The sequence below is a fragment of the Trinickia sp. genome, assembly GCF_051953405.1.
Classification (GTDB): Bacteria; Pseudomonadota; Gammaproteobacteria; order Burkholderiales; family Burkholderiaceae; genus Trinickia.
In genome coordinates, this window is the sequence record NZ_JBQCIV010000002.1 from 17,397 (window position 1) to 39,088 (window position 21,692).

A 21,692-nucleotide genomic window follows, 5' to 3' on the forward strand; every position below is an offset into this window, starting at 1 on the left:
AGTTCAGTAGTCTTCGCCCTACTCATTTGCGTGGATACCGCTTTGCACTACGAGATTCGCGCTTGAGACAGGCGGTCGCGAACTTTTAAACTGACCGTCGCATATTCACGATTGTTCAGTGCAAGGGCGAGCTATGACGGGGCTTCAAAAACGGTTGCTGCAGTGGTGGCCGGGCGCGGCCGGCGGCGCCGACGACATGCGTCGTCCCACGAGGCCCTACGACCTTGCGTTGGCGGCTTTCGTTGCCATCGTCGTCTCGCTTTTCGTCTTGCCGCTGCCGACGGCAGTCATGGACGGGCTCATTTCGTTGAATCTGGCCGTGAGCATCGTGCTGCTCACGGTGTCCACCTATTTGCCTTCGGCCGTCAGCTTTTCGTCGTTTCCGGCGTTGTTGTTGTTCACGACGCTGTTGCGGCTTTCGCTGAACATCGCCTCGTGCAAGCTGATTCTGCTCAACGCGCAGGCGGGGCACGTCATCGACGCATTCGGGCACCTCGTCGTCGGTAACAACATCGTCGTGGGTGGCGTCGTCTTTCTCGTCATCGCCATTGTCCAGTTCGTCGTCATCGCAAAGGGCTCCGAGCGCGTGGCCGAAGTCGGCGCGCGCTTCTCGCTCGATGCGATGCCGGGCAAGCAGATGAGCATCGACGCCGATCTGCGCGCGGGCATCATCAATTCCGACGAGGCCAAGCAACGGCGCGAGCGGCTCGAGCAGGAGTCGCAGTTGCACGGTGCGATGGACGGCGCGATGAAGTTCGTGAAGGGCGATGCGATCGCCGGCGTCATCGTCGCCTTCATCAATATCTTGGCCGGTATCGCGATCGGCACGCTGATGAAGGATATGAGCATCGGCGATGCGTTGCATCGATACGCGATTCTGACCGTCGGCGACGGCATGGCATCGCAGATCCCGTCGCTGCTCGTCTCGATCGCCGCCGGGATCGTGACGACGCGCGTGGCGACGCGCGATGCCAGCGAAAGTCAGCTCGGCGAACAGATCGGCAAGCAGATCACGGCGCACCCGCGCGCGCTGCTGATTACCGCCGCCGTGCTGCTCGCGTTCGCCGTCGTGCCGGGCTTTCCGACGTGGTCGTTTCTGGCGTTGGCGGCGACGATCGGCGGTGGCGGCGCGTTGCTGTTGCGTCGGCGTAAAACGATGCCGCCGCTCAAGCTGATCTCGCTCGCGGAGCCGCCTGCCGACGACGGCGAGGAAGCGCGAATCGATCTGCATACGTCGGGAATTACGGCACCGCTGGCCATCACGCTCGCGCGCGGGTTGTCGTCGCATATCAACCTCGTGCGCCTGCAAGAAGCGTTTGCGCAGGCGAAGACGAGTGTCGATGCCGACATCGGGCCGATCCTGCCGCGCGTGCACGTCAGCTTCGATGCCTCGCTGCCGGAGAACGCTTACCGTGTGTTCGTGCAGGACGTGCTGGCATCGTCCGGCTATGTGCGGCCCGACAAGCGGCTGTGGGATGGCGTGACGCCGATTCCCGAGCATATCGAGCGCGAGCCGGGGGAGGCGTTCGGTCCGTTCCAGCAAGTCGTGTGGTTGCCGGCGCAGGCGCTGACGGCGCCCGACAAAGGTAAGGAACGCAAAGTCAACGGTGCCGTGGGCGAGCGTGCGACGGCGGTCGACGAGATCGGCGCCGCGGGGCTGCGTTCGGAGACGATCATCGCCGAGCACGTGGAGAGCGTCGTGCGCAAGCACGGAGCATCGCTGATCGGCATTCAGGAGGCGCAGCAACTGATCCGCCTCGTGCGCCGCGATCACGCCGAGCTGGTCAGCGAGTTGACGCGCGTCGTCCCCCTACAGCGTGTGACCGAGGTCCTGCGCCGCTTGTTGCAGGAGGACATCCCGATCCGCAACTTGCGCATCATTTTCGAAAGCATGATCACGTGGGCACCCAAGGAGCCGGACGACACGATCGCGCTCGTCGAACTCGTTCGCGTCGACTTGAAACGCATGATTTCCGACCGCTACGCGGGCAGCGGCCGCAAGCTCGACGTGATCCTCTTCGAGCCGAAGTTGCAGACGCGATTCGAAGAGGCGGTGGTGCGCACACGCACCGGCAACGTGCTCGGCCTCGCGCGCGGGATCAAGGAGAACGTCTGCGAGCAGGCGCGCACGATCTTCAACGGGCGGGCCGGCTTGAGCGAAATGCGGCCGCGCGGCCGCAAGGCCGATGGCGCAGCCGATCGCGTGGCGGTGGTGGTCTCGCTGAATGTGAGGCGTTACGTGCGGACCACGCTCGCCGCGGTGTTGCCCGACGTGCCCGTGCTGTCGTACCAAGAACTCGAAGAAGACGTGCAACTCAACACGATCGGCTGGGTGGCGAACCCGGCCGAGTGAAGCCCTGAAGCCCGCGCCGCGGGTCGAACATTCGGATAGACGCTCGAAACAGGCATCGAATGACTACGGAAACGATTCTCGATATCACTCGCCAGGCGTTGCTGCTCGTGTTGATGCTGTCGTTGCCCGTCGTGCTCGTCGCCGCTTGCGTGGCGCTCGTGACCGCGGTGGCGCAGGCGATCACGCAGGTGCAAGACCAGTCGATCGGGATGGCGGCACGCATGATCGCCGTGATGGTGACGTTGATTCTGGTGGGCGGCTGGATCGGCCGCTCGGTGTTGCTGTTTGGTCAGCAGTCTTTTGCGAGGTTGTTTTGAGAATAGAAACACTTGCTGTGCTGGCAAATTTCATGCGGGCCACGCTGCCGCGGCGTGCCGCGCTCGTGCCGCTCGTGCCGCTGGTCGTGTGTGCGGCGAGCGCGTTCACCAGCACGAACGCTGCTTGGGGTGCGGAGCTGCAATGGCGCGAACGGCCCTATACGATCGTCGCGGACGGCAAGAAGGTGGCGGACTTCATCCGCGAACTCGCTGCCGCGCAAGGCGTGACGGCGGTCGTCGACGATAAGGTGGAAGGCACGATCAGCGGCAATTTTTCGGGGACGCCGCTTGCCACGCTGCGCAGCGTGTGCGCGACTTACGGGCTCACGTACTACTACGACGGCTCGCTGCTCTACATCGGCCGCGCGGCCGATGCGCAGACGCAAGTGTTTCCGATTCCACGGGGCAGCGCGGGCGAACTCTCGCGCACGCTGCAGGCGATGCAGATTCCCGACAAGCGTTTCCCGCTCATCATCAGCGATCGGGAAAATACGATCTACGCGTCAGGCCCGCAGCGCTACATCGAACTCGTGAGGCAAGCGATCCAGACCTTGGCGGATCCCTCGCGCGGGCTCGATCGCGCGGAAATTCATGCCTTCCCGCTGCGCTACGCGTTCGCATCGGACTTCGATATCAATCGCTCGGGTAAGGCCGTCAAGATTCCCGGGATCGCGACGATTCTCTCGCAGCTTTACGGCAAAAACGGCGGCCGCAATGCGCTGCCGGGCGGCGGTCGGATGACCGACGCGACGCGCCAGGTCAAGCTGTCTTCGGGCGACACCATCGGCGTGCCTCGCATCGACATGGGCGGGCCCGGCGGTGCCGGCTTGAGCGGCGGCGGTGCCTATGACGCCGGCCGTGCCGGCGACGATCCGGCGAGTTCGAACACCGCGTCGGGCCTGGGCCTGAGCCCGTCCTACGCCGGCGCACCGGTCTCTTTGCCGCAGATCGTGGCCGACGCGGGCACGAACTCCGTGCTGATTCGCGACGTGCCCGAGCACATGCCGCAGTATGCGCAGTTGATTTCCACGCTCGATGCGCGCCCGCGCTTGATCGAGCTGAGCCTCACGATCATCGACATCAACGAGAACGCGCTCGATTCGGTGGGGGTCGATTGGCGCCTGCACACGAAACATGGCGATCTTCAGTTCGGCAACGGCACCAATCCGCCGCTGACGTTCGACAGCACGACCGAAGCCGGGCAAACGGGCGCCACGGTGCCGGCGGGCTTGGCATTGACGGCCTCTGTCGGCGGCTCGATGCTCAATTACTTCCTTGCGCGCATCAACGCATTGGAGAACAAGGGCGAGGCCAGAACCTTGTCGAAGCCGCGCGTGCTCACGCTCGATAACAACGAGGCCATTCTCGAAAACTTGACGGAGTTTTACGTTCAAGTCGCCGGGTATCAGGATTCCTCGCTTTACGGGATCACGACCGGCACGAGCGTGAAGATCACGCCGCGTATCGTGAACGACGGGGGCCGCCCGAGCGTGATGATGTCGATCGACATCGACGACGGTCAACTGAATCCGAATATCACGGTCACGAATGTACCGGCCGTGACCGAGCGCAACATCGTCACGAAGGCGATGATCGACGAAGGCAAGAGCCTGCTCATCGCCGGCTTCAACAACGACGACGAGAACGTCACCAAGACGGGGATCCCATTCCTGAAGGACATTCCGTGGGTCGGCAATCTGTTCAAGTACACCACGAAGACGGGCGACCACACCGATCGCTTTTATCTGTTGACGCCGCGCGTGGTGGAGATGGCGAGCGCCTACGAGCCGGGCGCCGCGCCGCTGGACGGCCATATGACGAATCCGGGCGCGCCGTACAACCCCTCGGCGTCGCCGGGCAAGGGCGAGAACGATCGCACGGTCGTGCCCGGTGCATCCGACGATGCGTCGCCCGGGGCGACGACGGTACCGGGCAGCGCAACTCAGCAAGGCAAGGTGCCCCCGGTCGGCACGCAAGCGCCGGCGTCGGCGCCGGCCGCGCCGCATCGCCCGTCGGCCACCGCCGCTAACGAACTGCCTTCGAGCGGATCGGTGGGCAAGCCGGCGACGCACACGCAACTGGCTGCTGCCGATCTGCCCGAGCCGTTCGTCCGGGCGTCGGGACGTTAGGAAGGACTAGAGGATAAGAGGACGAAAGGACGACGGACATGGACACCCCGGCCCCACAAGCGAGTCCCGTCAAGGCGCCATGGAGCCTCTCGTTCCTGAGCGGCCCGCTATACGGGCGCACGATCGCTTTGAAGCTCGGCGACAACTGGGTGGGCTCGGGCGCCGACTGCGATGCGATCGTAGCCGACGGCGAGATTTCGCCGCGGCAACTGCGGCTCTCGGTGGGGCAAATCGCCGTCACGGTTCAGAACGTCGGCGAGGCCGAGGCGTCGCTCAACGGCGAGCCGCTCGACAGCGGCCGTCGCGCGCTGAGACACGGCGATGTGATCGAGGTGGGCACGATGCGCCTCGGGATCGTGCCGGCGCAGCAACCGCGCGAGCTGCCCCCGGAGGCGCCTCAAGCGAAGCGCGCCGGCACGCTCGCGAAGTGGGCGCAGCAACCTTGGGCCGCCTGGGCCGCGAGCCGCCGCGTGCTCGTCACGTTGGCCGCGCTTTGGGGGGTAATCGTGTTGGCCGGGGGCGCGTATCTGGCGATCGGGGCGACCAACCCGTTCTGGTTCCAAGCGAGCGCGACCGAGCGGCTCGAGGAAGTGACGCAGGCGCTGCACGACTACCCAGAGGTGAAGGTCGTCTCGACGGGAGAGGGGTTCGTGGTGTTCGGCTACGTCAATTCGCTGTCGGATAGAGATCGTGTCCAGCGCCTAGTCCAGCGTTTTCCGCAGACGACGGTGGGCGACGTGTACGTCATCGACGAGTTGCTCGGATCCGCGCGCCTTTACTTCAGCGATACGCCGCTGACGGTTGCCTACGCGGGGCACGGCAAGGTCGTGATCGGCGGCGCGGGGGCGCGCTCGTTGCAGCAGCGTGTGGCGAATTTTACGAAGGACGCGAAGCCCGCGTTGCAGGTCATCGATCGCGTGGCTTACGAAGATTCGGCCGCGGCGCCGCACAAGGCCAAGCCGAGCGCGGGCGACGTGCCCGACATCGTCGGCGTCTACGACGACGGCACCGGCACGCGCTTCATCGAGACGCAGGACGGGGCGCGCTATTTCGAGGGATCGCATTTGCCGGGCGGGCTCGAACTGCAGCACATCGGCCCGGATGGCGTGGTGTTTGCGCGCGGCGCCGATCGGTTCTTCATGCAGGTGAGCGGGGCGGCGATGCATGCCATTGCGCCGCCGGGTTGAACGAAGCGGGACGGCACGCGAAGGCGCGCGTGCAAGCACCCGCGGCAAGCAGTCTGGCGTGGCGCGCAGGCGCCGCGCGGGCATTGGAGCGCGGCGACGCGCATCGGAGAGCGCTTCCCGGGAACGGGGCGCGTATTTTGACGCAGTATCGGAAAGGAGAGTAACGATGAGCGGAACACAAGGCATCAGCGGCACCGCCAGCCAGTCCATCAACGATATGAACCAAGGAACGGCCGACGCGCAAGCGATGGAGGCGGCGCAAGCCAAGTTCACCGAGGCGATGCAGGCCCTCCAGATCGATTCGTCGACGAACACGGCGAGGGCGGACCTGAGCAAATCGGAAGGCCAAGACATGAAGGATCTGTCGAGGTCCTGAGGCTGGCCAGGACGTTGAACGCGTCCCTGGGGGCGCCTTGCGGCGCCCTCGGAGCGTTTTTCGTTTTTCGGTGGATATACGCCGTCGATACAGAGAGATCAACATGACCGTCCCAGCGATAACCGCAATCGAGCCGGCTGCCGTCCATAAGCCGACTGCCACCCATCAGCAGGCTGCCGAGCACGTCGATGCGCGCTCCGTCATGCCGGACGCGCCCAGCCACGCGCCGAGCGCCGCCGACGCCAAGCACTTCGACCATCAAGTCGCCGGCAAGGATGCCGCCACCGTCGGCAATGTCGGGACGGTCCAGATGCACCATGGCGTCAGCAAGCCGCACGGCTTCGAAGAGGTCGTCACCCATTTGCGCACTGAGACGGCCGCGCTGGATGCCAAATTCGATTCGACGTTCTCCCAAGGCGTGCATGCGACGTCTTTCATCGATTCGAACGATCCGATGATGTCGATGGTGCGGATGGCCGATTTCAGCTACTCGGCCACGACGATGCTCATGCAGTACCAGTTCAGTTTGAACATCGCGGATGCGTCGACGGGCACGACGAAGTCGCTCATCAAGAATGACGTCGGGGGCTGATTGCGCCGCGATGTCGTCAACCGCGAAGCGGGGATGCAAATCATGAGAAAGCTGTTGCGCACCGGCGCTCTGCTGGCGTGTGCGTTGTTGCTGGCCGGTTGCCAGCAGGAACTTTATATGGACTTGTCGGAGTCGTCGGCGAACGAAATGATCGCCGCGCTCGCCAGTTCGGGCATCAATGCTTCGAAGTCCGAGGTGCCGGATCACGGATGGCAAGTGACCGTCGAAGGCCGCGACGTGCCCGCCGCGCTTAATGCGCTGCATGCCGACGGTTTGCCGCGCCCGTCGCTCGAAAATCTCGGCGATTTGTTTCGCAAGCAGGGGCTGGTCTCGACGCCGGCCGAGGAACGCGTGCGCTACATCTACGGCGCCGAGCAGGAACTCGAAAACACGCTGCTAGACGTGAACGGTGTGATCGTCGCCCATGTGCACGTCGTCATACCGGAAAACGATCCGCTTGCCGACAAGATCAAGCCGTCGTCCGCATCGGTCTACATCAAGTATCGCTCCGGCGTCGATCTGAAGATGATGGCGCCGATGGTCAAGGACATGGTCGCGCACAGCATCGAAGGGCTGACCTACGATAACGTCTCGCTCTTCCTGCAAAGCGCGCCGCCGCAGCCGGCGGGGCCGCGCGACGATTGGGCGCTCGGTATGCGCCTCCTGCCGTGGCTCGGTGTGGCGCTGGCGCTGCTCACGCTGCTCGTCGGTGCCGTGTTCGTCTTGCGGCGCGGCTTGTTCAAGCTGCCCGGTGTCGTGGCGGGCGATGCGCAGCGCCATGCGAACTGAGCAAAGCGATCGGGCCGGCCGCTTCGCGCGGCTCGTGAGCGAATTCAATCTGCGGCCCGACCGTTATGTCGATCCGAGCTGGCCGGCCGGTATGTGGCCTTCGCCCTGGAACGAGATCGCGCGCTTTAGGGAACGCGGCGCACGGGTGCTGGCGAATGCACTGCTGATGGCCGTGGATGTTCCTATGGACGATTCGGGCGCCGCGCAGTGCGAGTTCGAATTCGCCGCACGCGAAGGACGCCTTGCATTGCTGCCGCGCGAGCCGTTGCTCGAGCTGGCCGGGTTGTGCGGGCTGTGTCTGCACAAGGCGTGGTTGAAGAGCGACGTGACGCGCGGGGTCGAGAAGGCGATGCTCGCCGAGTTCGGCGCACAAACGATGGCGTTCGTGCGCGAGCGCACGCCGCCATTCGATGCGATCAGCGAAACGCTCGAGCCCGTGCAGCGCTATCCGAAGCTCGTCGTGCAAACGATTCGCGCGCGCGGCGCGCGCCTGTTGCTCGACTTCGTGGCGACGGCTGGCCGGCCGGTGCTCGCACGCATGCGCCTGAAATTGCCGCGCATCGCCGACGTGCAGCCCGAGTACCGGCTCAACGACGCGCAGCGAGACGAGCTAGCCGAGCTGCTTTACCTGTGTTTGATTCCCGAGAGGTTGCAGGCATGGGACTGGCTTTTCTGATCACGAGCGACAATCTGCAAATTCTCTCGGAGCGCAAGGTGCTCAAGGAGCACGAGTACGCCGCGCTGCTCGATGCGAATTCGATCGTCAGCACCGCCAAGCAGGAAGCCGAGCGGATCCTGGAAGCGGCGAATCGCCGCCAAGAGGCGCTATGCAACGAGGGCTACCGCGAGGGGCTGGCGCGCGGCGAGCGCGAAGGGGCGCAGCGTGCCTATGCCGCCACGCTCGATACGGCGCATGCGTTGACGTTCGCCCGCAAGACGATGGCCGACCTCGTGGTGCGCGCATTGCACGAGCTTGTCGGGAGCGTCGATCGAGAACGGATATTCGCACGCGTGTTGGACAAAATCGATGCACTGGTGCGCGAAGAGGCGTTCCTCATCGTGCGCGTGGCGCCCGATGCCGTCGAGTCGATGCGCGACGTGCTGGCCGCGCATCGCGAAGCGCACGCCGGCGACGGGGAGACCGTGCTGCGCACCCAAGCCGTTCGGGTGGTGCCCGATCCCACGCTCGGCGCGTCCGACTGCGTGGTCGAAACCCCGGCGGGCAGCATCGATGCCAGGCTCGCCACGCAGATCGAGGCGATTCGCGCGGCGATTCTCGATCGGAGGACTCCATGAACGAATTCGTCCCATCGTCCTCGTCGGCGCGCTCCTCATCGTCTTCATTCTCGTCCGAGGCCTTGCCCGGCCAGCAAGCGTCGAGCGAGCCGCCCGAGCCGCCCGAGCCCGCTCGCGACGCGCTTGGGGTGAGCTGGCGCGACGCGCTGGCCGCGCAACTGCGCGGCGACGGACTCTCGGGCGGCTTCGCGCAATCGCTCGACGGTTTAAGCGGACTGCGCATGCGGGGGCGCGTCACGCAAACGGCCGGGCTGTTGATCCACGCCTCCGGCATTCAGGCGCAACTGGGGGAGGTCTGCGAACTGCATACGCCGGGCTTGCGCCCGATGTTGGCCGAAGTCGTCGGTTTTTCGCGCCAAAGCACTGTGCTCACGCCGTTGGGGTCGCTCGCCGGATTGTCGATTGCGACCGAGGTCGTGCCGACCGGGCGGCAGCATACGTTCGACGTGAGCGAGGCACTGCTTGGCCGGGTGTTGAACGGGCTAGGGGAGCCGCTGGACGGCAAAGGTGCGATTGTCCAAGGCGTACGCGTGAGCGCGTTGGCCGAGCCCGTCGGTGCGCTCGAGCGAGCCATGATCGACGAACCGCTGCCGACAGGCGTGCGCGCGATCGATGGCTTTCTCACGACCGGGATCGGGCAGCGCATGGGGATCTTCGCGCCGGCCGGCGTCGGCAAAAGCACGCTGCTCGGCATGATCGCGCGCGGCGCGGCCTGCGATGTGGCCGTGGTTGCGCTGATCGGCGAGCGCGGTCGCGAAGTGCGCGAGTTCATCGAACACAATCTGTCTCCCGAAGCGCTGGCTCGCACGGTCTTGGTCGTGTCGACCTCGGACCGGCCGGCGATGGAGCGCGTGAAATCGGCGTATGTCGCGACAGCCGTGGCCGAATACTTTCGCGACAAGGGGCAGCGGGTCCTGCTCCTCATGGATTCGCTGACCCGATTTGCGCGCGCGCAGCGCGAAGTGGGGCTCGCGTCGGGCGAGCCGCCGACGCGCCGCAGTTTCCCGCCTTCGACGTTCTCGGTCTTGCCGCAGTTGCTGGAACGCGCGGGGCAGGGCGTGCGCGGTTCGATCACGGCGTTCTACACGGTGCTCGTCGAGGGCGAGGACGATAGCGATCCGATCGCCGAGGAAGTGCGCTCGATTCTCGACGGCCATATCGTGCTGTCGCGCAAGCTCGCGGCGGCGGGCCATCATCCGGCGATCGATCTGCTTGCGAGCGCCTCGCGCGTGATGACGCGCGTCGCGTCGGACGAACACCAGGCGAGCGCGACGAGAATGCGCGAATTGCTCGCCAAGTATCAGGAAATCGAACTGCTGGTGCAGATCGGCGAATACCAGGCCGGTAGCGATGCGCTTGCCGACAGGGCATTGGCGGCGCGCAGCGCCTTGCGCGAATTTTCCATGCAGCGGGGCAATCAGCTCGAGGCTTACGAGGACACGCTGGCGAAACTGGACGAATTGAGAGGGAAATTTGGAGAAGACCATCGGGAAGATCGCCCGGCTGCGTGAAGTCCGGCGCGACATCGAGCTTGCACGGTCGATTCGCCAACAAGCCGAGGTGGACCGTGCCAGAGAGGCGTTCGAGCGGGCGCGCCGGGCGCTCGAGCAGCTCGAAGTCGATAAGAGCGAGCATCTGCAGAGGCTGGCGCAGCGCTGGCGTGGGAGCGCATTTCCAGCGTCCGATCTCGCCAGCGCCGGCATCGACGTGCTCGTGTACGACCGGCAAGCCGACGCCAAGCGAGAAAGCATCGAGGAGGCATTGAAACGGCTGAGGGAGGAAGAGGCCAAGCTCGCGGAAATCCAAAAATCGTTGCGGCGTGTCGACGCCAAGTGCGAGACGTTGAAGCGCACGGGCGAGCGGCTCGAGCGCGATGCGGCTCGCCGCGCCGAAGCGCTTGAAGAGGCGCTGGCCGACGAGGCCGCACTGCTCGGCATCGGCGCGGCTTCGATTCGCAACAGCGGCGCGACAAGCTGATCATGGTCTCGAGCTTCGACGACATCTACAACATGTTGCGTCCGATGACGCTCGTGTTTCCGCGCGTCATGCCCATCATGGTGATCGTGCCCGCGTTCAGCCCCACGGTGGTGACGGGGCTCGTGCGCAACGGGTTCCTGGCGGTGATGGCCATGTTCATCGCGCCGGCGCTCGATTTTCACTCGCTGATGACGGTCCCGCCGCTGGTGTGGATCGCGGTGGTGCTGAAGGAAGCGCTGATCGGGATCTTGCTGGGCTTCGCGTTCAGCACCGTCATGTGGGCCATCGCGGCGGCCGGCACGATGATCGATTTCCAGACGGGATCGGGCAACGCCTCGTTTTTCGATCCGATCGGCGGGCACGAGGGCGGGCCGACGGCGGGGTTTCTCAACCTGCTGGCCGTGACGCTGTTCGTCACGGGCGGGGGGCTCAATCTCATGCTGGCAGCGTTGTTCGAGTCGTATCGCGTGTGGCCGGTCGATTCGTTCGCGCCGCATTTCGGCAACGCGCTACTGCCGTTCGCCGAGCGCGGCCTCGCCGCCGTGATGCTGTGGACGGTGAAGCTCGCGGCCCCCGTCGTTATCGTGCTCGCTGTCGTGGAACTCGGCTTCGGACTCATCGGGCGTGCCATGCCGCAGTTGAATGTGTTCATCATGTCGCAGCCCGTCAAAAGCGCGGTGGCCGTGTTGATGATGGCGCTGTTCTTGCCATTCGTCTATTCGTCGCTGCATGGTTTCCTCGGTCCCGACAGCGGTCTCGTCGGGCTGCTGAAGTCGATGCTTTGACCGCGCTCGCACAGGCCTCATGAGCGAAAAAAATCAACCGCCTACCGCGAAGCGTCTGCGCGATGCGCGCAAGAAGGGCGACATTGCGCGCAGCACGGAACTCGTCGATGCGCTCGTGTTTATTGCCACGGTTGCGGCGCTGGCCACGCAGGCGCCGAATTTCATCGCGCTCATGCGCGACTTGTTCGATGCGATGTTCGAGGCCGTGGCCTCGCGAGATCCGGCTACCGCCATACACGCCGTGCTGACGCGCGCCATGCGCGCATGGCTCATGGTCGGCATCGGCATCGTGGCGGTGGGCGGCGTGGTGGCGGCCGCGGTGGCGCTCGCGCAGACAGGCGGCCTCGTGGCGTTCGAACGGATCATGCCGAGCTTGGACAAGCTCAATCCCGCGGGCGGCATGAAGCAGATGTTCTCGATGCGCAGCCTGATCAATCTCGTCAAGATGACGGTGAAGACCGCCTGCCTCGCGGGGACGATTTGGGCGCTCATCCACAGCTCGCTCGACGCGCCGCTGCAAGCCGGCTATTTGACGCCGGCGGGCATGCTTGCCCTCATGGGCCGTATGCTGTCGCTGCTGCTCGGCTGGGCGGCGATCGTCTTCATCTGCTTCGCGGTGATCGACTACGTTCACCAGCAGTACGAGCACATGAAGAAGCTGCGCATGTCCACCGAGGAAGTGCGCCGCGAATATCGCGAGATGAACGGCAACCCCCAGATCGCATCGCGGCGCAAGCGCATGGCGCGCGAGCAGGTGTTCGATGCGATGCAAGACCGCGTGAAAGGCGCGTCGGCGGTGGTGCACTCGTCCCGAGTCGCGGTGGCGCTGCAGTATACGCGCGGCTCCGTGCCGTGGGTTTCGCTGCGCGCGGAAGGCGAGACCGCGATACGTATCGTGGAGTTGTCGCGCGAATTTCTCATTCCGACTGTGAACGACCCGTCGCTGGCCGAGGCGCTGTTCGACGGCGTACCGGAAGGCAAGTACATCGACGAATCGCTTTTCGAGCGCGTCGCGAAATTGCTGCGTTGGGCGAGGGGGCAGGAGGAGACTCAAACGCCTTGATCGACGGCTAGCTTGCCGATCAAGATGCTTGGCGCGCTACCGGTGAGCGGGTGGACGCCGCGTCGAGCGTTCGATAATACGAGCGCTTAGACCGGTACGACCGATTCGAGCAATCGTTCGATATAGGCGAAATCGTGGCAGGCGAGCGCGGTGAATCCGTCGCATGCCGCGAAGTAGCCGAGGAACGCCACGACACCGCAGCGCAGGAGGAAGCGAAGGCAAGCGTCGAAACTGCGGGCGGCGAGATAAGCGTACATGAGGTAGAGCATCGCCAGCAGCAAGGCGGCGAAACCGGCTACCGAGGCGCAACTCGTGGCGAGCGGCAGCAAACTGTCGGACCAGGTCGGCCATCGATCGAGCGGCGGCAGGCCGCCGTCGTGCAATTGGGACGTCAAGGCGTAGATCTGCCGGGCGCTGCGCGCCGTGTTGCGCAGATAGATATCGCTACAGAGCGCCAGCCAGCACGCGAGCGCGGTGCCGAGCACATAAAAACTGTCGGGCAACCGCGAGCGTCCGTAGACACGCAGCGTGACGATCAGCGAGACGAGCGCGAGCGGCGTACCGATGACCGCCAACGCTTCGAGCACGCCGTTGTAGCTCGGGCCAAAGGCCGGATACGTGACGGCGACGGCAAGGACAAGCAGGCGCCACAACAATCGGAAGATGCGTTGCGCCGGCCCGAGCGCTTCATTGACGACGAATACGTTGCCGAGCCCGGCCACGCTCACCTGCCGTTTGGCGGCCAGACTCGTTTGCAGCGCGACGACGGACACGGCACTGGCGATGCCGATTGCCACGAGGCCGTTCGTGCCGAGCAACGGGTCCATGTTCGATGCGTTCCCGAATATTGGATCGGCTAACTGTAGCAATCAAACGAGCGTGCCGGCAATAGAGGAGGATCGTAGATGCGACGAGCGCACGCGATACCGGTGCGCTCGTCGCGACAGGGCAGCTTCTCCGTGCTCACACCACTTGCATCTTGCCGGCGAGGTAGGCGAGCTGGCTGCGATTGCGGGCGCCGAATTTTTCTCGCAACTGGCGCAGATGGTAGTCGACGTTGTGAACGGTGGTGTTCAGCCGCGCGGCGATCGCCTTGTCCGGCATGCCGACGACGACGGCCCCGAGAATCTGCTGCTGGAGCTGCGATAAGCCATTTGCGTTGTCTTGGCGACAGATTGCCTGAACGTGGGCGGCGCAGCGCTGGTGCAGCGAGAGACCTAAGCCGAGTGCCTGGGCGATGACGCTGTCGGTGATCCATTCGCAGTGAACGGGCGGACCGGCGAACAGGATCAACGCACGCAACGACGTGCGCGCGATCGGCAGGCTGAAGGCGAGCCCGCTTGCGAGCCCGTTTTCGCGCATGCCGTCGAAGAAGCGCCGCAGCGGCGGATCGATGCCGTCCTTGCGCGATGCGTTCACGAGCGAGCGCATGTCCCACACGTGGGGCCGGCTCGATTCGAAAGCGCGCCGCATATGCGGATCGCGCAGCAGGTAGCCGCCTTCGAGCGATTGCGGCAGCAAATCGGTGCGCAGGTAATTGCGCAGCAGATAGGCGTATTCGGGCTGCTTGTGCGCATCGAGCTTCAGAGCCGCGTAGCCGAGGCCGGAAAAACCCATGATGTTGAGAATGCCGCGAATCATGCGGACGCGTTCTTCCGCCGTGCGCGCCGCGCCGAGTTCGGCGGCGATGAAGGTCGCATCGGCGATCTCGTCGGCGCGCGCGAGCGGGGGCACATCCAATTCGTCGATATAGCGGATCTCGCAGGATGCGCGCGTGTTCGAGTCGGGCGCCGGGCGGGAAGAGGGTGCCGCCGAACTTTGCAGGTCCTCGAGTTCTTCGACCACGTCGATATAAGACATGGGGGTGTCCTTTATTTCGTTGTTTTAGGGAGACGTCCACGGCACCGTACGACTTGCGAGAGGCGATTTTGAAACGATAGGGCGATGGGGGTTGCACCGACCGGTGGCACCTGACGTGTCTGAGAGGATTCTATTGAGGGCGCCGTATGCGTGCCGCATGGCATTCCGTAGTTCCGTGCGCCGGCAACTACGAAGTTCTGAGGAATTTACGAAATCTCGGGGCGCGCGCGAAAGGGGAGGACGCCTTTCAGGCGGAGAAAAAGTTCCAGTTCACGGGGTTTCGATTACGTGTAAGATACTGTACAAATATACAGTTCTCGTGATGCCCCCATGCTTGCCGCTTCCGTCCGTGCCGAAGAGATCCATCCGTCGCTGTGGCGGGCCTCGCAGCTTGCGCGCGGCCGCGCGCGCGTATTGGAAACGGGGTACCCGGCGTTGGCGGCCGAGTTGCCCGGCGGCGGGTGGCCACTGGGCGCGCTGGTCGATTTGCTCGTCCAGCAGGCGGGAATCGGCGAGATGCGGTTGTTGCAGCCTGCGCTGAGCGCATTGGGCGAGCGGCCGATCGCGCTGCTGCAGCCGCCGCAAGTGCCGAACGGTTTGGGGTTCGGGTACATCGGGTTGTCGCTCGATCGGCTCTTGCTCGTCAAGGCGCCGAAGATGGGCGATGCCCTATGGTCCGCCGAGCAAATTCTGCGGGCCGGTAGTTGCGGGGCGTTGATTTTTTGGGCCTCGCATGCGCAATCGTCGTCGTTGCGCCGTCTGCATCTGGCGGCCCAATCGAGCGATACCTTGTTCGTGATGGTGCGGCCTTTGACGGTCGCGCAAGAGGCCTCGCCCGCGCTGTTGCGGTTGGCGCTGCGGCCGTCCTCCAGCGGGTTGGTGGTCGATATCGTGAAGCGACGAGGGCCGTCGTGCACGGAGCCGTTATCGATTCCTCTTCAACCTACCCCTGTTTTGCTGTCTCGCCATGCGCGTCTTTCTCGCCGTCCATTTGCCGAAACTGCCGCTCGAAGTGTTCCGGCCGAAGTGGCTGCCTGAGCCGGCGGCCGGCAGCGTCGCGTTCGAGAAGGACAAGGTGGTCATCGCCGATGCGGCCGCGCGTGCGGCCGGTATTCGGCTCGGCATGAAGCGCGGTGGCGTGCTCACGCTGTCGGCCGACGTGCTCATGGTCGAGCGCGATCCGGCGCGCGAGGCCGCGGCGCAGCGCGAAGTCGGCGTGGCACTGATGCGGTTCTCGCCCGACGTGGCGCTCGCCGAGGAAGCCACGGTTATCGTCGAAATCGGCGCGAGCTTGAAACTGTTCGGCGGGGTGCGGGCATTGTGCAGGCAGGCGCGCGCGATTCTCGATGCACTCGGCTTGACAGCGCGCATCGGCATCGCCCCGACGGGGCAAGGCGCATGGCTGCTCGCGCGCTATGGCAACCGGCGTGCGCTGCGGCTCGGCACGCTCGAGCGCGTCTTGTCGCCGCTGCCGATGCACGCGGTGCCGGAAGCGCGGCCGTTCGTCGATTGGTTCGCAGGCCTAGGCTGCGCGTCGATCGCCGATCTTCGCCGGTTACCGCGCGCGGGGTTGCAGCGCCGCTGCGGCGAGCACGTACTCGATTCGCTCGATCGCGCATTCGGTACGGCACCCGAACTCTTCGATTGGCTCGCGCTGCCGCCCACGTTTTCCGCCCGCCTCGAATTGCCCGATCGCATCGAGCATGCGGACGGGGCGCTGCACGCCGCGCATCGTCTGATCGTGCAGTTGTGCGGCTGGCTCTGCGCCAAGCAATTGGCGGTGACGGCCATCACGCTTGCGCTCGAGCACGAGCGGGGCAAGCAAGCGATGGCGCCCACCTTGCTCGACATCGCGCTCGGCGAGCCCGCTTGGCAAGAAGCCCATCTGCTGCGCTTGCTGAAGGAGCGGCTGCATCGCATCGAACTGGCGGCGCCGATGATCGCGGTGCGGCTCGACGCGTCGAAGGTCGAGGCGGCCGAGCCGCCGGCCGAACAGCTTTTCCCGGAGCCCGGCGGCTCGGCGCAAAGCCATGCGCGTCTGCTCGAATTGCTGGTGGCGCGTCTGGGCGAAGACAACGTACTGCGCCCCGTGCCCACGGCCGATTACCGGCCCGAGGTCGCCAACCGATGGGTGCCGCTCGATGGGGTTCAGACGAAGCAGAAGGGTTCGCCGAAAGGCTCGCCGAAGGGCGCGTCGAAAGGTTTGTGGAAAGACTCGTCCCAAGGCTCGCATCGAGGTTCGCTGCCCGAGGGGTTGCCGCGGCCGACATGGATGCTCGCCACGCCGGTGCGCTTGCTCATGCGCGCCCATCGTCCGTTTTACGGATCGCCGCTGCGCCTCGTGTCGCCGGCCGAGCGCATCGAGGCGGGCTGGTTCGACGGCGAACTCGTCGCCCGCGATTACTTCGTCGCCGAGGCCGACGATAAAAGCTATTACTGGATTTACCGCGAACGCGTGAGCAGCCGCGATGCGGACGAAGGGCCGCGCTGGTTCCTTCACGGCTTATTCGGATGAGGCGATGGTTCCCGGTCTCAGTGGGTTGCCGGCGTACGCCGAGCTTTTTTGCTTCTCCAACTTCACGTTCTTGCGTGGTGCGTCGCATGCGCAAGAACTCGTCGCTCGTGCGGCGCAACTCGGTTACGCGGGCATCGCGATCACCGACGAATGCTCGCTCGCGGGTGTCGTGCGGGCCCACGATGCGGCCAAGGAAGCCGGGTTGCCGCTTGTCATCGGCTCGTATTTCCGTTTGTCCCATGCCGATGGTTCGCCATCGTTCGGGCTGATCCTGCTCGCGCAAAATCGCGAGGGGTACGGCAACCTATCGGAACTCATTACCCTCGCGCGCACGCGCTCGCCGAAGGGCGAGTACCGGCTGACGCCGTACGATCTCTCGCGGCCCGAGCCCGACTATGCGCACCTGCGCGGGATGCCCGATTGCCTGGCGATTCTCGTGCCCGATTTTCCGGCCAAGGAAGAGGCGCTTGCCGCGCAACTCGAATGGCTCGACGAAACCTTCCCGGGCCGCGCCTGGGCGGGGCTCGTGCTGCATCAACGAGCGATGGACGATATTCACCGCGGCGCGCTCGAATATGTGGCGCACCGCCAGGGCATCCCGATCGTCGCGCTGGGGCAAGTGCTCATGCACGTGCGCTCGCGCAAGCCGCTGCAAGACACGATGACGGCCATTCGCGTCGGCAAGAGCGTGCACGAGTGCGGCTACGAACTCGCTCCGAATGCCGAGCCGCATTTACGTTCGCGCTTGCGTCTCGTCAATCTCTATCCGGACGAAGCCTTGCGCGAGACGATCAACATCCTGTCTCGGTGCACCTTTTCGCTCGACGAGCTGCGTTACGAGTATCCCGACGAACTCGTGCCCGAGGGGTTCACGCCAACCGCCTATTTGCGGCGGGAGACGTATGCGGGCGCGCTGCGACGCTTTCCGGCCGGCATCCCGCACACCGTGCAGCAACAACTCGAGCACGAACTCGCGTTGATCGCCGAGTTGCGCTACGAGCCGTATTTCCTGACGGTCTACGATATCGTGCGCTACGCGCGCAGCCAAAACATTCTGTGCCAGGGGCGGGGATCGGCCGCCAACTCGGCCGTCTGCTATTGCCTCGGCATTACGGAGGTCGATCCCGCGCGCGGCAACATGCTCTTCGAGCGCTTCATCAGCAAGGAACGGGGCGAGCCGCCCGATATCGACGTCGATTTCGAACACCAGCGGCGCGAACTCGTCGTGCAGTACATCTACCGCAAATACGGCCGGCATCGCGCGGCCATTGCGGCGGCCGTCTCCACTTACCGTCCGCGCGGCGCGCTGCGCGAAACGGGCAAGGCGCTCGGGGTCGATCCGCAAATCGTCGACGCCGTCGCGAAATCGCATCATTGGTTCGATACGAGCCGCGATCTGCTCGAGCGTTTCGAAGAGTCGGGGCTCGATCCGAATCAGCCGCTGATTCAAGCTTGGGCACGGCTGGCGGCGCAACTGCTCAATTTTCCGCGTCATCTGTCGCAGCACTCGGGCGGTTTCGTTATCAGCCGCGGCAAGCTGACGCGGCTCGTGCCGGTGGAGAACGCGGCGATGCCCGATCGCTCCGTCATCCAATGGGACAAGGACGATCTCGAATCGTTAGGATTGCTGAAGATCGACGTGTTGGCGCTCGGCATGCTGTCGGCGATACGGCGTGCGCTGGAACTCGTCTCCGAACGGCGCGGCGAGCGCTTCGAGATGCAGGACATCCCGCCCGAGGAAAGTAAGACCTACGAGATGATCTCTCGTGCCGATACGATCGGCGTGTTCCAGATCGAATCGCGCGCGCAGATGAGCATGCTGCCGCGGTTGCGGCCGCAAACTTTCTACGACCTCGTGATCGAAGTGGCGATCGTGCGTCCGGGGCCGATCCAAGGCGGCGCCGTGCACCCGTATTTGCGCCGGCGTCAGGGGCTCGAACCCGTGACTTATCCCAGCCGGGCGCTGGAAACCGCATTGGGGCGCACGCTCGGCGTGCCGATTTTTCAGGAGCAGGTGATGCAGGTCGCGATTCTCGCGGCCGGTTTCAGCGCGGGCGAAGCGGATCAGTTACGGCGCGCGATGGCGGCCTGGAAGCGCAAGGGCGATTTGCAGCGGTACTACGATCGCATCGTGAACGGGATGCTCGAGCGGGGATACGACCGCAGTTTCGCCGATTCCATCTTCGAGCAGATCAAAGGCTTCGGCGAATACGGTTTTCCCGAGAGCCATGCGGCGAGCTTCGCGCTGCTCGTGTATGCGAGCAGTTGGCTCAAATGTCACGAGCCCGAAGCGTTTCTCGCCGCGATGCTCAATAGCCAGCCGATGGGGTTTTATTCGCCGTCTCAACTCGTGCAGGATGCGCGGCGGCACAGCGTGAAAGTGTTGCCCGTCGATGTCGCCATTAGCGGGTGGGATGCTGTGCTCGAGCCGATCGAAGGCGCGGCGCGTCCGGCTGTGCGTCTCGGGCTGTCGCTTTTGCGCGGCATGAAGGAAGAGGTGGCCGAGCGTATCGAAAACGCGCGGGCCGTGCGCGCGTTCGAGAGCGTGCACGACCTCGCGCGCCGCGCGCAACTCGATCGGCACGATCTGCACGTGCTGGCCGATGCGAACGCGCTGTTCGCGCTCGCCGGAAACCGGCGCGAAGCGCTATGGCATTCGGTGGCCGCGGTGCCCGAGCGGGACATGCTGGCTGTGGCGACGAGCGCCGACGATACCCCTTCGCTCGGCGCGCCGACAGAAGGACAGAACATCGTGGCCGATTACCGCTCGGCGGGGCTGACGCTGCGTCGTCATCCGCTTGCGTTATTGCGCGCACAGTTGCTGGAAAAGCGATTGATGCCGGCATCGAAGCTGCGCGGCTATCGGAACGGCCAACCGGCGCGAGGGTGCGGCATCGTCACGGTTCGGCAGCGGCCGGGTACGGCCAAAGGCGTGATATTCGTCACGCTCGAGGACGAGACAGGTAACGTCAACGTCATCATTTGGCCGAGCTTGCTCGAAAAGCAGCGCAAGGAAGTGCTCGGCGCGTCGCTGCTGGCCGTCTACGGCGTATGGCAGTGTCAAGGAGAAGTGCGACATCTCGTGGCCAAACGGCTCGTGGATTTGTCGCATCTTCTCGGCGGCTTGCAATCGGAGAGCCGCAATTTCTGCTGACTTCGAAGGATTCGGTAGCCTTGGTGGCTTGCGCACGGCCGCAAGCCGCTGCTAGTGCCGTTGCTACCGCTATTGCCGTCAGGTCAGCGCCGGCGACGTCTCGAGCACTTGCGCGAACGCCACGTCGAACGGTGTGCGCCGGCCGATCCCGAGCGCGTCCAGCCGGCTCGAATCGAGGTGGCAGTCGCGCGGACGCGGCGTGGCATCCAGGCTCGCCGTTTGGGCGACGAGGCGGGCGTCGATGCCCAACACGCGGGCGATGCGCGAGGCGATGTCGAACTTCGTCATCGGCTCGTCGCCGGACCACTGGGCAACACCGCAGACCGCCTGGCGAGCGGCGTGCCGCTCGAGCATGCCGAGGATCGCCTGCGCGACGTCGGGCGTGTAAGTCGGATAGCGCGTCGCCCAAGCATCCATCGGCGCTGCGGCGGCACCCGGTGCGGCCGACGCGACGATGGCCGGCACCAAACTCGTCACCGCCGATTCCGACCAATCGAGAACGGGACCGAACAGCAGCGGCAATCTCAGCACGCAGCCGAAATCGGTCGCCTGGGCCAGTGCGCGTTCGCCTTCGAGCTTGCTGCGGCCGTAGGCGTTCAGGGGCGCGGGCGCATCGTCGATGCGATAGGGCGGCGCACTGCCGTCGAACACGTAATCGGTCGAGATCGACAGCACCCACGCGCCGTGCCGGCGAGCAGCCGACGCGATGGTCGTCACCGCATCGACGTTCAATGCCCGCGCGGCCGCAGGATCGCGTTCGCAGACATCGGGCCGCCGCTCGGCGGCGGCGATGACAATCGCATCGGGCCGGATTCGATCGATGAACGACACGACGGCGCTCGCATCGCGAATGTCGAGCGCGACCGTCCGGCCGCCCGTTCGGCGACGCGCCGTCGGCACGATGCGCCAGTCGGCGCGCGCTTCGAGTGCGCTAACGAGCGCGCGCCCCACCAACCCCGAGGCGCCGATGACCGCGACGGTATGCATCGGCAATGCGCTCATACGATCAGGCATCGACGATCGTGCGGCTGCTTTGCACGGTGTAGCCGGCTTCGGCGATCGCGGCGCTCAACCGTTCGGCCTTCTCCTGCGATTGCACGCGCACCCGTGCCGCGTCGAGATCCACATCGACGTGCGCGCTGGCGTCGAGCGTGCGAATCGCCTTCGTGACGGCGCCGACACAGTGCTGGCAGCTCATGCCTTCGACTTGAAATTCGATCATGGCAAGGTTTCCTCTTAGAAGAGACAGGTTGAAAGAAGCTCGGCCGCACTCGGGCAACGGCACCGCCGATTCGTTCC

General features: G+C 64.9%; 20 protein-coding genes. 16 read left to right on the plus strand and 4 right to left on the minus strand.

The annotated features are described in order from the left end of the window. Nucleotides 1-196: 196 nt before the first annotated feature. The 13 genes from sctV (at nucleotide 197) to ACTHN9_RS00120 (ending at nucleotide 12,864) form a co-directional block, all read left to right on the plus strand. Nucleotides 197-2,353 carry a type III secretion system export apparatus subunit SctV gene (gene sctV, locus ACTHN9_RS00060; protein ID WP_440534729.1) on the plus strand — a complete coding sequence of 719 codons (2,157 nt, stop codon included), beginning with the start codon at nucleotides 197-199 and terminating at the stop codon, nucleotides 2,351-2,353. A gap of 59 nt (nucleotides 2,354-2,412) precedes the next feature. Continuing rightward, nucleotides 2,413-2,670, plus strand: a complete 258-nt coding sequence (locus ACTHN9_RS00065) for an EscS/YscS/HrcS family type III secretion system export apparatus protein (protein ID WP_102646851.1) — start codon at nucleotides 2,413-2,415, stop codon at nucleotides 2,668-2,670. A gap of 32 nt (nucleotides 2,671-2,702) precedes the next feature. Continuing rightward, nucleotides 2,703-4,799 (plus strand): type III secretion system outer membrane ring subunit SctC, encoded by a 2,097-nt coding sequence (sctC, locus tag ACTHN9_RS00070; protein WP_440534730.1) that lies wholly within the window; start codon nucleotides 2,703-2,705, stop codon nucleotides 4,797-4,799. A 38-nt stretch (nucleotides 4,800-4,837) separates the two neighbouring features. Beyond that, a complete protein-coding gene (locus ACTHN9_RS00075) occupies nucleotides 4,838-5,986 on the plus strand; it encodes an FHA domain-containing protein (RefSeq protein WP_440534705.1) in 1,149 nt (382 codons plus the stop codon). Between the two features lie 166 nt (nucleotides 5,987-6,152). Next, nucleotides 6,153-6,362 carry a hypothetical protein gene (locus tag ACTHN9_RS00080; protein ID WP_440534706.1) on the plus strand — a complete coding sequence of 70 codons (210 nt, stop codon included), beginning with the start codon at nucleotides 6,153-6,155 and terminating at the stop codon, nucleotides 6,360-6,362. Nucleotides 6,363-6,465: 103 nt separating this feature from the next. Beyond that, nucleotides 6,466-6,954 (plus strand): hypothetical protein, encoded by a 489-nt coding sequence (locus ACTHN9_RS00085; RefSeq protein WP_440534707.1) that lies wholly within the window; start codon nucleotides 6,466-6,468, stop codon nucleotides 6,952-6,954. Between the two features lie 42 nt (nucleotides 6,955-6,996). Beyond that, the gene (gene sctJ, locus ACTHN9_RS00090) at nucleotides 6,997-7,743 is read left to right on the plus strand and encodes a type III secretion system inner membrane ring lipoprotein SctJ (RefSeq protein ID WP_440534708.1); all 747 of its coding nucleotides are present in this window, start codon (nucleotides 6,997-6,999) and stop codon (nucleotides 7,741-7,743) included. Beyond that, nucleotides 7,733-8,419, plus strand: a complete 687-nt coding sequence (locus ACTHN9_RS00095) for a SctK family type III secretion system sorting platform protein (RefSeq protein ID WP_440534709.1) — start codon at nucleotides 7,733-7,735, stop codon at nucleotides 8,417-8,419. The genes sctJ and ACTHN9_RS00095 overlap by 11 nt, the downstream gene beginning before the upstream one ends. Beyond that, entirely contained in the window at nucleotides 8,401-9,039 is a 639-nt protein-coding gene (gene sctL / locus ACTHN9_RS00100) for a type III secretion system stator protein SctL (RefSeq protein ID WP_440534710.1), read from the plus strand. Before ACTHN9_RS00095 ends, sctL begins: the two co-directional genes overlap by 19 nt. Continuing rightward, nucleotides 9,036-10,550: a FliI/YscN family ATPase gene (locus ACTHN9_RS00105; protein ID WP_440534711.1), complete on the plus strand. Its 1,515-nt coding sequence runs from the start codon at nucleotides 9,036-9,038 to the stop codon at nucleotides 10,548-10,550. Before sctL ends, ACTHN9_RS00105 begins: the two co-directional genes overlap by 4 nt. Beyond that, nucleotides 10,513-11,016, plus strand: a complete 504-nt coding sequence (locus tag ACTHN9_RS00110) for a hypothetical protein (RefSeq protein WP_440534712.1) — start codon at nucleotides 10,513-10,515, stop codon at nucleotides 11,014-11,016. Before ACTHN9_RS00105 ends, ACTHN9_RS00110 begins: the two co-directional genes overlap by 38 nt. A gap of 2 nt (nucleotides 11,017-11,018) precedes the next feature. Further along, nucleotides 11,019-11,801: a type III secretion system export apparatus subunit SctT gene (gene sctT, locus ACTHN9_RS00115; RefSeq protein WP_440534713.1), complete on the plus strand. Its 783-nt coding sequence runs from the start codon at nucleotides 11,019-11,021 to the stop codon at nucleotides 11,799-11,801. 19 nt (nucleotides 11,802-11,820) lie between these two features. Next, a complete protein-coding gene (locus tag ACTHN9_RS00120) occupies nucleotides 11,821-12,864 on the plus strand; it encodes an EscU/YscU/HrcU family type III secretion system export apparatus switch protein (protein ID WP_440534714.1) in 1,044 nt (347 codons plus the stop codon). 86 nt (nucleotides 12,865-12,950) lie between these two features. On the opposite strand, the gene ACTHN9_RS00125 is transcribed toward ACTHN9_RS00120, so the two are convergent. After that, entirely contained in the window at nucleotides 12,951-13,691 is a 741-nt protein-coding gene (locus ACTHN9_RS00125; protein WP_440534715.1) for a hypothetical protein, read from the minus strand. A gap of 136 nt (nucleotides 13,692-13,827) precedes the next feature. Further along, a complete protein-coding gene (locus tag ACTHN9_RS00130; RefSeq protein ID WP_440534716.1) occupies nucleotides 13,828-14,724 on the minus strand; it encodes an autoinducer binding domain-containing protein in 897 nt (298 codons plus the stop codon). 330 nt (nucleotides 14,725-15,054) lie between these two features. Between ACTHN9_RS00130 and imuA the strand changes: the two genes are divergently transcribed. Genes imuA through ACTHN9_RS00145 form a run of 3 tightly spaced genes read left to right on the plus strand, consistent with a single transcriptional unit; the run spans nucleotide 15,055 to nucleotide 20,393 of the window. Beyond that, nucleotides 15,055-15,762, plus strand: a complete 708-nt coding sequence (imuA, locus tag ACTHN9_RS00135) for a translesion DNA synthesis-associated protein ImuA (protein ID WP_440534717.1) — start codon at nucleotides 15,055-15,057, stop codon at nucleotides 15,760-15,762. Continuing rightward, nucleotides 15,692-17,239, plus strand: coding sequence for a Y-family DNA polymerase (locus ACTHN9_RS00140; protein ID WP_440534718.1), 1,548 nt, complete (start codon nucleotides 15,692-15,694; stop codon nucleotides 17,237-17,239). Before imuA ends, ACTHN9_RS00140 begins: the two co-directional genes overlap by 71 nt. A gap of 4 nt (nucleotides 17,240-17,243) precedes the next feature. Next, on the plus strand, nucleotides 17,244-20,393 hold the full coding sequence (locus ACTHN9_RS00145) for an error-prone DNA polymerase (protein WP_440534719.1): 3,150 nt from the start codon (nucleotides 17,244-17,246) through the stop codon (nucleotides 20,391-20,393). Nucleotides 20,394-20,471: 78 nt separating this feature from the next. Here ACTHN9_RS00145 and ACTHN9_RS00150 read toward each other — a convergent pair whose 3' ends face one another. After that, nucleotides 20,472-21,380 carry a dTDP-4-dehydrorhamnose reductase family protein gene (locus tag ACTHN9_RS00150; protein WP_440534731.1) on the minus strand — a complete coding sequence of 303 codons (909 nt, stop codon included), beginning with the start codon at nucleotides 21,378-21,380 and terminating at the stop codon, nucleotides 20,472-20,474. A 19-nt stretch (nucleotides 21,381-21,399) separates the two neighbouring features. After that, nucleotides 21,400-21,615 carry a heavy-metal-associated domain-containing protein gene (locus ACTHN9_RS00155; protein WP_440534720.1) on the minus strand — a complete coding sequence of 72 codons (216 nt, stop codon included), beginning with the start codon at nucleotides 21,613-21,615 and terminating at the stop codon, nucleotides 21,400-21,402. Nucleotides 21,616-21,692 lie beyond the last annotated feature (77 nt).

Coding starts and splice junctions, on each gene's coding strand:
- ACTHN9_RS00150 (WP_440534731.1), bottom strand. CDS start 21,380: ATGCATACCGTCGCGGTCATCGGCGCCTCGGGGTTGGTGGGGCGCGCG.
- ACTHN9_RS00085 (WP_440534707.1), top strand. CDS start 6,466: ATGACCGTCCCAGCGATAACCGCAATCGAGCCGGCTGCCGTCCATAAG.
- sctV (WP_440534729.1), top strand. CDS start 197: ATGCGTCGTCCCACGAGGCCCTACGACCTTGCGTTGGCGGCTTTCGTT.
- ACTHN9_RS00145 (WP_440534719.1), top strand. CDS start 17,244: ATGGTTCCCGGTCTCAGTGGGTTGCCGGCGTACGCCGAGCTTTTTTGC.
- ACTHN9_RS00120 (WP_440534714.1), top strand. CDS start 11,821: ATGAGCGAAAAAAATCAACCGCCTACCGCGAAGCGTCTGCGCGATGCG.
- sctC (WP_440534730.1), top strand. CDS start 2,703: ATGCGGGCCACGCTGCCGCGGCGTGCCGCGCTCGTGCCGCTCGTGCCG.
- ACTHN9_RS00125 (WP_440534715.1), bottom strand. CDS start 13,691: ATGGACCCGTTGCTCGGCACGAACGGCCTCGTGGCAATCGGCATCGCC.
- ACTHN9_RS00075 (WP_440534705.1), top strand. CDS start 4,838: ATGGACACCCCGGCCCCACAAGCGAGTCCCGTCAAGGCGCCATGGAGC.
- sctL (WP_440534710.1), top strand. CDS start 8,401: ATGGGACTGGCTTTTCTGATCACGAGCGACAATCTGCAAATTCTCTCG.
- ACTHN9_RS00065 (WP_102646851.1), top strand. CDS start 2,413: ATGACTACGGAAACGATTCTCGATATCACTCGCCAGGCGTTGCTGCTC.
- ACTHN9_RS00130 (WP_440534716.1), bottom strand. CDS start 14,724: ATGTCTTATATCGACGTGGTCGAAGAACTCGAGGACCTGCAAAGTTCG.
- sctT (WP_440534713.1), top strand. CDS start 11,019: ATGGTCTCGAGCTTCGACGACATCTACAACATGTTGCGTCCGATGACG.
- ACTHN9_RS00105 (WP_440534711.1), top strand. CDS start 9,036: ATGAACGAATTCGTCCCATCGTCCTCGTCGGCGCGCTCCTCATCGTCT.
- ACTHN9_RS00140 (WP_440534718.1), top strand. CDS start 15,692: ATGCGCGTCTTTCTCGCCGTCCATTTGCCGAAACTGCCGCTCGAAGTG.
- imuA (WP_440534717.1), top strand. CDS start 15,055: ATGCTTGCCGCTTCCGTCCGTGCCGAAGAGATCCATCCGTCGCTGTGG.
- ACTHN9_RS00080 (WP_440534706.1), top strand. CDS start 6,153: ATGAGCGGAACACAAGGCATCAGCGGCACCGCCAGCCAGTCCATCAAC.
- ACTHN9_RS00095 (WP_440534709.1), top strand. CDS start 7,733: ATGCGAACTGAGCAAAGCGATCGGGCCGGCCGCTTCGCGCGGCTCGTG.
- ACTHN9_RS00155 (WP_440534720.1), bottom strand. CDS start 21,615: ATGATCGAATTTCAAGTCGAAGGCATGAGCTGCCAGCACTGTGTCGGC.
- sctJ (WP_440534708.1), top strand. CDS start 6,997: ATGAGAAAGCTGTTGCGCACCGGCGCTCTGCTGGCGTGTGCGTTGTTG.